This is a genomic window from Acidovorax temperans, from assembly GCF_028596105.1.
Lineage (GTDB): Bacteria > Pseudomonadota > Gammaproteobacteria > Burkholderiales > Burkholderiaceae_C > Acidovorax > Acidovorax temperans.
Map to the genome: position 1 here is coordinate 313,691 of NZ_CP117193.1, position 8,810 is coordinate 322,500.

At 62.8% G+C, this 8,810-nt stretch carries 6 protein-coding genes (1 of these 6 cut by a window edge); all 6 read left to right on the forward strand.

What is annotated here, in order from left to right:
* The first annotated feature begins 69 nt into the window (after positions 1-69).
* Positions 70-1,548 (forward strand): Trk system potassium transporter TrkA, encoded by a 1,479-nt coding sequence (trkA, locus tag PQV96_RS01405; protein WP_273624339.1) that lies wholly within the window; start codon positions 70-72, stop codon positions 1,546-1,548.
* A gap of 166 nt (positions 1,549-1,714) precedes the next feature.
* Positions 1,715-3,181, forward strand: coding sequence for a TrkH family potassium uptake protein (locus PQV96_RS01410; RefSeq protein WP_273624340.1), 1,467 nt, complete (start codon positions 1,715-1,717; stop codon positions 3,179-3,181).
* A gap of 121 nt (positions 3,182-3,302) precedes the next feature.
* Entirely contained in the window at positions 3,303-4,598 is a 1,296-nt protein-coding gene (gshA, locus tag PQV96_RS01415) for a glutamate--cysteine ligase (RefSeq protein ID WP_207374857.1), read from the forward strand.
* Between the two features lie 194 nt (positions 4,599-4,792).
* On the forward strand, positions 4,793-6,664 hold the full coding sequence (locus PQV96_RS01420; protein WP_207374858.1) for a potassium transporter Kup: 1,872 nt from the start codon (positions 4,793-4,795) through the stop codon (positions 6,662-6,664).
* Between the two features lie 62 nt (positions 6,665-6,726).
* Positions 6,727-7,917, forward strand: coding sequence for a benzoate/H(+) symporter BenE family transporter (locus tag PQV96_RS01425; RefSeq protein WP_207374859.1), 1,191 nt, complete (start codon positions 6,727-6,729; stop codon positions 7,915-7,917).
* 99 nt (positions 7,918-8,016) lie between these two features.
* Positions 8,017-8,810 carry the 5' portion of a glutathione synthase gene (gshB, locus tag PQV96_RS01430; RefSeq protein ID WP_207374861.1) on the forward strand. It continues 154 nt past the right edge of the window, so the window shows 794 of its 948 coding nt (coding positions 1-794); the start codon lies at positions 8,017-8,019; its stop codon lies beyond the right edge, outside the window.

Sequence of the window (8,810 nt, forward strand, 5' to 3'; positions counted from 1 at the left end):
CTCAGGGTTTTTGCTCTTGTTTTGATAGCTGCTTGCGCTGCTCAATAGGCGGCAGGAGCCCAATTTCTTATGAAGATCATCATCCTCGGGGCCGGCCGTGTGGGCGAGAGTGTGGCCGACAGCCTGGTGTCCGAACGCAACGACATCACCGTCATCGACACCGATGCCGAGCGCCTTCGCGATCTTCAGGCGCGGTTTGACTTGCGTGGGGTGGTGGGCAACGGCATCGAGCCCGCCGTGCTGGCCGAGGCCGGGGCGCGCGATACCGATCTGCTGATTGCCTGCGCTGCGCAGGACGAGACCAATCTGGTGTGCTGCAAGATGGCGCAGCTGCTGTTCAACATACCCACCCGCATTGCGCGCGTGCGGTCCACAGGCTTCGAGGCCGATGAGCGGCTGGTGGGCCCCGATGGGTTTGCGGTGGACCGCATCATCTGCCCCGAAGAATCGCTGACCCGCTACATCGGCAAGCTCATCGAGTACCCCGAGGCCATGCAGGTGCGCGAATTTGCCGGGGGCCGCGCTTGCCTGGTGTCGGTGCGGGCGCGGGTGGGGGCTCCCATGGTCGGGCACTCCATCGGCGCGCTGCGCGAGAGTGCGCCGGAGCTGGCGATGCGCATGGTGGCCATCTACCGGCGGTTCCCTGACGAGCCCGACCGTTTCATCGCCTGCGACGGCCGCACGCGCGTCGAGCCGGGGGACGAGGTGTTCGTGCTGGCCGCGCACGAGCACATTTCCAACGTGCTGGCCGCCCTGCACCGCCCAGCCTCCCAACAGCCCCAGCCCGTGCGCCGCATCATGATTGCGGGCGGCGGCCGCGTGGGCCTGCGCCTGGCGCAGCAGTTGGGCCAGGAAGAAGGGCGCTTTCACCTCAAGATCATCGAATCAGACCCACAGCGCTGTGTGGAGCTGGCCTCGGCGTTGCCGCCTTCGGTGCTGGTGCTACAGGGCGAGACCACCGACGAAGACCTGCTCAATGACGAGGGCGTGGAAGAGGTGGACCTGTTCCTGGCGCTGACCGAGGACGACGAGGACAACATCATGTCGTGCCTGCTGGCCAAGCGCATGGGCGCCAGCCGGGTGCTGGCGCTCATCAACCGCCGCAGCTATGCGGATTTGATGCACGGCACGCAGATCGACATTGCCTTGTCGCCCGCGCAGGCCATGCTGGGCGAGTTGCTGGCCTTTGTGCGCCAGGGCGATGTGCAGGCGGTGCACAGCCTGCGCCGGGGCGTGGCCGAGGCGCTGGAGATTGTGGTGCGCGGGGACCGCAAGAGTTCGCGCGTGGTGGGCCGCAAGGTGAGCGAGCTGCCCCTGCCGCGCGATGTGCACATCGGCCTCATCGTGCGTGGTCTGCCCGACCACTTAGCGTCTGCCCCTGAATCCGAAGCGCTGCCCGTGCCTGCGGAGCCCGCCGAGCCGCAGGTGATCATTCCGCGCAGCTCCACCGTGGTGGAGAGCAATGACCATGTGGTGTTCTTCCTGCCGCACAAGCGCCTGGTGCGCGAAGTGGAAAAGCTCTTCCGCGTGAGCGCGACGTTTTTCTGATGCACCCCCCTGAGTCGCTTCGCGCCTTCCCCCCGCTCTCGCATGGCTGCGCAATGCGGGCAGGGGGACGCCGCCAGCGCGGCGGGGCGGCCCTTGCGCGGCGGCCCTCGCATGGGCCGCGCCAGAATCAGGCACTGTGCAGCGTGCTGAACAAACGGCTTTCATCATGACGGACATGTTTCCCGTTTTGCGCGTGCTGGGCATGCTGGTGATGATCTTTGCGTCGTCGCTGGCGCTGCCCATGGCGGTGTCTTGGTGGACGCGCGATGGTGTCCTGTTTGTGTACCCGCTGTCGATGGCCGCCACGGCATTCGTCGGCGCATGGCTTTGGTGGAGCTTTCGCGTCTTCCGGCGTGAGCTGCAGCCGCGCCACGGGGTGATGCTGGTGTCGCTGGTGTGGCTGCTGCTGCCGCTGTTTGCCGCGCTGCCGCTGATGCTGGCGGGGCACCACCTTGGGCGGCCGCTGTCGTTCACGCATGCGTACTTCGAAGCCGTGTCGGGCCTGACCACCACGGGCTCCACGGTGATGAGCGGGCTGGACCAGTTGCCGGTGTCCGTCAACGTCTGGCGCACGTTCTTGCAGTGGCTGGGCGGCATGGGCATTCTCATTTTGGCCGTCGCGGTGTTGCCCTTGCTGGGCGTGGGCGGCAGCCAGCTCTTCAAGGCCGAGGCCGCCGGGCCGGTGAAAGACGCCAAGCTCACGCCGCGCATGACCGGCACGGCCAAGGGGCTGTGGGGTGTGTACGCGCTGTTTTCCGTGGCTTGCGCCTTGGCCTACTGGCTGGGCGGCATGGCGCCGCTGGACGCGGTGATGCACATGTTCACCACGGTGAGCCTGGGCGGCCTGTCGCCCTACGACGCGAGCTTTGGGCACTTTCAGTCGCCGTTGCTCGAAGCCATTGCCGTGGTCTTCATGCTGGTGGCCAGCTGCAACTTTGCGCTGTATTTCGTGGCCTTCCGCAAAGGCGACTGGCGCGGTTTTTGGCGCGACCCGGAGCTGCGCGCCACGCTGGGCACGCTCATCGTGGGTGGCCTGGTCGTGTCGCTGCTGCTGTGGGCCAAGGGGGTGTATGAGCCACTAACTGCCTTGCGCCACGGCATGTTCAATGTGGTGTCGCTGGCCACCACCACGGGCTATGCCACGGTGGATTACCTCGGCTGGCCGGTGTTTGCGCCGGTGCTGATGCTGCTGCTGTCGGGCGTGGCCACCAGTGCGGGGTCCACCGGCTGCGGTATCAAGATGGTGCGCATGCTCATTCTGGTCAAGCAGGCCCGCCGCGAAATGACGCGGCTGGTGCACCCCCGCGCCGTGCAGCCCGTGTGCCTGGGCGATGCGGTGGTGGACAACCGCGTGATCTTCTCGGTGCTGGCCTTCATGCTGGTGTACGGCGCCACGGTGATTGGCCTCTCCATGGTGCTGCTGCTGACCGATCTGGACCCGGTGACGGCGTTTTCTGCCGTGCTGGCCAGCGTGAACTGTGCCGGGCCGGGGCTGGGCGCGGTGGGGCCTGCCTCGAACTTTGCGGTGCTGACGGACTTTCAGGTGTGGGTGTGCACGCTGGCCATGCTGCTGGGCCGGCTGGAGATTCTGAGCTTCATGGCGGTGCTCACCCCGGCGTTCTGGCGCCGTTGACGGCTGGCCAGTATTTTTGCGCCCAGCCGGGGTGCCGGCATTGCGAAACCGGCAGTCGCCCCCAGATCCCGGAATCCCAGTTCCCTACAATCGTTCTCCAACGTGTCCCCCGAGGGGTTTTATGGTTCCGCATCTCATCACGGCCCTCACCGGGCCCATCAACGAGCTTGAACAGCGCATTCTGGATTCCATGCCTGCCATCGAGCGCTGGTTTCGTCTGGAGTGGATGGAGCACACGCCCCCGTTCTACACCTCGGTAGATATCCGAAACGCGGGCTTCAAGCTGGCGCCGGTAGACACCAACCTGTTTCCCGGCGGCTGGAACAATCTGACCAAGGAAATGCTGCCCCTGGCGGTGCAGGCGGCCATGGCGGCCATCGAAAAGATCTGCCCCGAAGCGCGCAACCTGCTGATCATTCCCGAGAACCACACGCGCAACACTTTCTATCTGGCCAACGTGGTGCAGCTGCAGCGCATCTTCAACATGGCCGGCCTGAATGTGCGGGTGGGGTCCATCAGCCCCGAGATCAAGAAGCCCACGCTGATCGAGCTGCCGAATGGGGATTCCGTGACGCTGGAACCCGTGATGCGCACCAAGGGGCGCCTGGGGCTCAAAAACTTTGACCCTTGCACCATCCTGCTCAACAACGATCTCTCGGCGGGCGCCCCCGGCATTCTGGAAGACCTGCACGAACAGTATCTGCTGCCGCCCTTGCACGCGGGCTGGAGCGTGCGCCGCAAGAGCACACACTTCAAGAACTACGAAGAGGTGGCCAAGCGCTTTGGCAAGATGCTGGGCATTGACCCCTGGCTCATCAACCCGATGTTCAGCAAGGTAGGCGGGCTCAACTTTGCCGAGGACACCGGGGTGGACGCCCTGCAGGCCGCCACCGATGCGCTGCTGACCAAGGTGCGCCGCAAGTACAAGGAATACGGCATCAATGAAAAGCCGTTTGTGGTGATCAAGCCTGACAACGGCACCTACGGCATGGGCATCATGACCGTACGCGACGCCAAGGAGCTGGACGCGCTCAACCGCAAAACCAAGAACAAGATGGCCGTCATCAAGGACGGCCAGACGGTGTCTGACGTCATCATCCAAGAAGGTGTGCTGACCCAGGAGCGGGTGAACGATGCGGTGGCCGAGCCGGTGGTCTACATGATGGACCGCTACGTGGTCGGTGGTTTCTACCGTATGCACGCCGAGCGTGGGGTGGACGAGAACCTCAATTCGCCCGGTGCCAGCTTCGTGCCTCTGGCCTTTGAGCACAGCACGCACATGCCCCAGCCGGGTGTGCGCCCTGGGGTCAGTGCTCCCAACCGCTTCTATATGTACGGCGTAGTGGCCCGCCTGGCCATGTTGGCGGCCAGCTACGAGCTGGAAGCCACCGACCCCGACGCCGAGGTGTATGACTGACCACTCGGTGTAGCGCTGCGGCTTGGTCGCCGCCCTTGCCACGTCTGGCCTTTGGGCGCCAGGGGTGGTAGACGGAAGTTGTTGCGGTGCAACATATTTGATCGTTTGCACAGAAGCTTGGGCGGGCGGCGCAAAATAGCGCTCCCCCAAATCATGGAACCCCGGCCGGCTTGAGGGCCTGCGGGGTCGCTTCAGTGCAAAGCTCTTCCAAATCCTCGCTGGCGGCTCTCACGCTAGGCGCTATCGGTGTTGTCTACGGCGACATCGGCACGAGTGTTCTGTATGCCGTGAAAGAGGTGTTCGGCTCGGGGCATGTGCCCTTCACGCACGAGAACATCTACGGCATCCTGTCGATCTTCTTCTGGACCCTCACGGTCATCGTGTCGCTCAAGTACGTGGTGCTGGTGCTGCGTGCGGACAACAACGGTGAGGGCGGCCTGATCGCCATGCTGGCGCTGGCATCGCAAGCCGTCAAAGACAAGCCCAAGCTGCGCGGCATGCTGCTTGCCGTCGGTATTTTTGGCACATCGCTGTTTTATGGGGATGGGGTCATCACTCCCGCCATCTCGGTGCTTTCGGCCGTCGAGGGGCTGGAGGTGGTGTCACCACACTTCAAGAAGTACGTCATTCCCCTGACGCTAGTAGTGCTGTTTTGCCTTTTTGCGGTGCAAAAGCGCGGCACAGGCGGCATCGGAAAGTTTTTTGGGCCCATCACGCTGGTGTGGTTCATGACCCTGGCGGTGCTGGGCGTGTTTCACATCCACGGGCACCCCGAAATTCTGTGGGCGATGAGCCCGCACCACGCGCTGATGTTCATGTGGCACCAGCCGGGCACCAGCTTCATCATCCTGGGCGCTGTCGTGTTGTGCGTGACGGGTGCGGAAGCCTTGTATGCCGACCTGGGCCACTTTGGCAAACGACCCATTCGCCTGGCGTGGTTTGGTGTGGCGATGCCGTCGCTCACGCTCAATTATTTCGGTCAGGGCGCGCTGCTGCTGGCTGAGCCTGAGGCCGTCAAGAACCCGTTTTTCATGATGGCGCCCGACTGGGCGCTGATACCGCTGGTCGGGCTGGCCACGCTTGCCACCGTGATCGCTTCGCAGGCACTGATCACGGGCGCCTTCAGTGTCACCAAGCAGGTCATCCAGCTTGGCTATCTGCCGCGCCTGAACATCCAGCACACAAGCGTGCGCGACACCGGGCAAATCTACATGCCGCTGGTGAACTGGGGCCTGTTCGTGGCCATTGTGCTGGCGGTGGTCATGTTCCGCTCGTCGAGCAATCTGGCGGCTGCCTACGGCATTGCCGTGACGCTGGACATGCTGATCACCACCACGCTCACGTTCTTTGTGATCCGCTACGGCTGGGGCTACCCGCTGGCGCTGTGCCTGGCTGCCACGGGCTGCTTCTTTGTGGTGGATTTGGCGTTCTTCGCGTCCAACCTGCTCAAGCTGTTCCAGGGCGGGTGGTTCCCGTTGATGATTGGCGGCGTCCTGTTCACCTTGATGATGACGTGGAAGCAAGGCCGCCGTCTGCTCAACGCCAAGCTGCGCGCTGATGCCATCGACCTCAAGGATTTTCTGGAGTCGGTCTTCATCAGCCCCCCGACCCGGGTGGAAGGCACCGCCATTTTTCTGACGGCTGAGCCTGGAGCAGTGCCCAATGCCCTGTTGCACAACCTCAAGCACAACAAGGTGCTGCACCAGCAAAACCTCTTCGTCACGGTGCGCAACCATGAAGTACCCTGGATTGGCTTGGACAAGCGCTTGCAGGTGGAGCCTCTGGGGCACGACTGCTGGCAGGTGGTGGTGCATTACGGGTTCAAGAACGACCCAGACCTGCCCCGTGCCCTGAAGGCTTTACGCGGCCGAGGGTGTGATGTGGAGCCCATGACCACCAGTTACTTCCTGTCGCGTGACACGGTGATTCCTACCATCGGCAGTGGCATGGCCCACTGGCGCGAAAAGCTCTTCGCGCAAATGCACCACAACGCCAGTGGAGCGGCGGACTTTTTGCACCTGCCTAACAACGCGGTGGTTGAGCTGGGCTCCAAGATCGAAATCTGACGATTGGATCAGCCCTGATCTCTGCTGAGGGCGTTTCCCGCGTGGATGCCAGAATGCGCGCCATGCAATTTTTCAAAGATCTCAGCCTGTCGGCCTTTGTCGCAGGCTTCGTCGCCGTGCTGGTGGGCTTCACCAGCTCCGTGGCCATCGTGTTTCAGGCCGCCCAGAGTTTTGGAGCCACGCCAGCGCAAATCACGTCGTGGATCTGGGCACTGGGTTTGGGCATGGGCCTTTGCTCCCTGGTTCCATCGCTGTTGCTGCGCAAGCCGGTGATGGTGGCCTGGTCCACCCCGGGTGCTGCTGTGCTCGCTACCGCAGGGGCCGCAGGCAGTTTCTCCATGGGCGAAGCAGTGGGCGCGTTCATGGTGTGTTCTTTGCTGGTGATTCTGGTGGGCGCTACTAGAGGCCTGGAGCGTTTGGCTGATCGCATTCCCATGGAAATCGCCTCTGCCCTTTTAGCCGGGGTGCTGGCCCGTTTTGGCATCCAGGCCTTTGCTGCTGCGCAAACGGCGTTGCCTCTGGTGCTGCTGATGGTGGGCGCGTATCTGGTGGCCCGCCGCATGGCTGCTCGCTATGCGGTGGTCGTCACCTTGGTGGTGGGCATCCTGTGGGTGCTGATAACGGGGCAGATGGCTTGGTCCATGGAGCCCGTACGCTTGGCCATGCCAGTCTTTGTGGTGCCACAGTGGAGTGTGTCCGCCATTGTCAGTTTGGCGATCCCCCTGTTTGTGGTGACGATGGCCTCTCAGAATCTGCCCGGTATGGCTGTCATTCGCGCATCAGGTTACGAGCTTCCGGTGTCTCGGTTGATCACGATGACGGGATGGGCTTCGCTCGTGCTTGCACCCTTTGGCGCGTTTGCTTTGAACTTCAGTGCCATTACCGCGGCGATCTGCATGGGGCCCGAAGCCCACGAAGATCGGCTCAAGCGCTACACCGCAGCGGCGTCCTGCGGTGCTATCTATATAGTGATCGGGCTGTTTGGCGCTTTGGTGACTGGGCTGCTGACTTCTTTTCCAAAGGAGTTGGTGGTCGCCATTGCCGGAATCGCGTTGTTGAGCACCATTGGGAACGGCCTGGCCTCAGCCCTGCGTGACGAAAGGCACCGTGAGCCAGCGCTGATCACCTTCTTGGTCACGCTTAGCGGAATCACGTTGATGAACATTGGCTCTGCCTTCTGGGGCGTGGTCGCCGGCAGCCTTGCTTTATTTGTGCAACAGTACCAGCAATCACGTTCCGCCCTGCCTCGTTAATGACCTGGCGTTATCGTGGATGCTGCGCGGGTGCATGCGCCCGTTTTCCAAGGCACTACACAATCTTGCGCAGTTCCGCTCACTCACCGTACACACACCATGCAAATTCTGTTCATTGCCGATCCTCTTGAGAGCTTCAAGATCTACAAAGACACTACCTTCGCCATGATGCGCGAGGCGCAGCGGCGCGGTCACACCCTTGCGGTGTGTGAGCCCAGGCATGTGAGCTGGGTGCGTGGTGGGCAGGTCTCGGCCCAGGTCCGGCACATCACTTTGACGGGCGAGACGGACTCATGGTTTGCCGTGCAGTCCGCCGGCAGCGCAGCGCTGGCCGGATTTGACGCGGTGCTCATGCGCAAGGACCCGCCTTTTGACAGCGAGTATTTCTACGCGACGCACATGCTGGAGCAGGCAGAGCGTGAGGGAGCACGGGTTTTTAATAAACCCCGTGCTTTGCGTGATCACCCCGAAAAGCTGGCGATCATGGAGTTCCCGCAGTTCATCGGGCCCACCCTCGTCACCAGGGATGCCGCAGAAATCAAGAAATTCCACGCGGAACACCGCGACATCATTTTGAAACCGCTGGACGGCATGGGTGGCATGGGGATATTCAGAGTTCGCGAAGACGGGCTGAACTTGGGCAGCATCATCGAGACGCTGAATCGTGACGGTGCGCAGAGCGTCATGGTCCAAAAATTCCTCCCGGCGATTGCCGAGGGCGACAAGCGCGTCCTCATCGTCGGTGGCAAGCCCGTGCCATTCTGCTTGGCGCGCATTCCTCAGGGCGGCGAGGTTCGGGGTAATTTGGCGGCAGGCGGCAAAGGGGTGGCCCGGCCGCTGTCTGCGAGGGATCTGGAGATCGCTGAGTCGCTGGGGCCCATTCTTTTGGAGCG

Coding starts and splice junctions, on each gene's coding strand:
- trkA (WP_273624339.1), top strand. CDS start 70: ATGAAGATCATCATCCTCGGGGCCGGCCGTGTGGGCGAGAGTGTGGCC.
- PQV96_RS01410 (WP_273624340.1), top strand. CDS start 1,715: ATGACGGACATGTTTCCCGTTTTGCGCGTGCTGGGCATGCTGGTGATG.
- gshA (WP_207374857.1), top strand. CDS start 3,303: ATGGTTCCGCATCTCATCACGGCCCTCACCGGGCCCATCAACGAGCTT.
- PQV96_RS01425 (WP_207374859.1), top strand. CDS start 6,727: ATGCAATTTTTCAAAGATCTCAGCCTGTCGGCCTTTGTCGCAGGCTTC.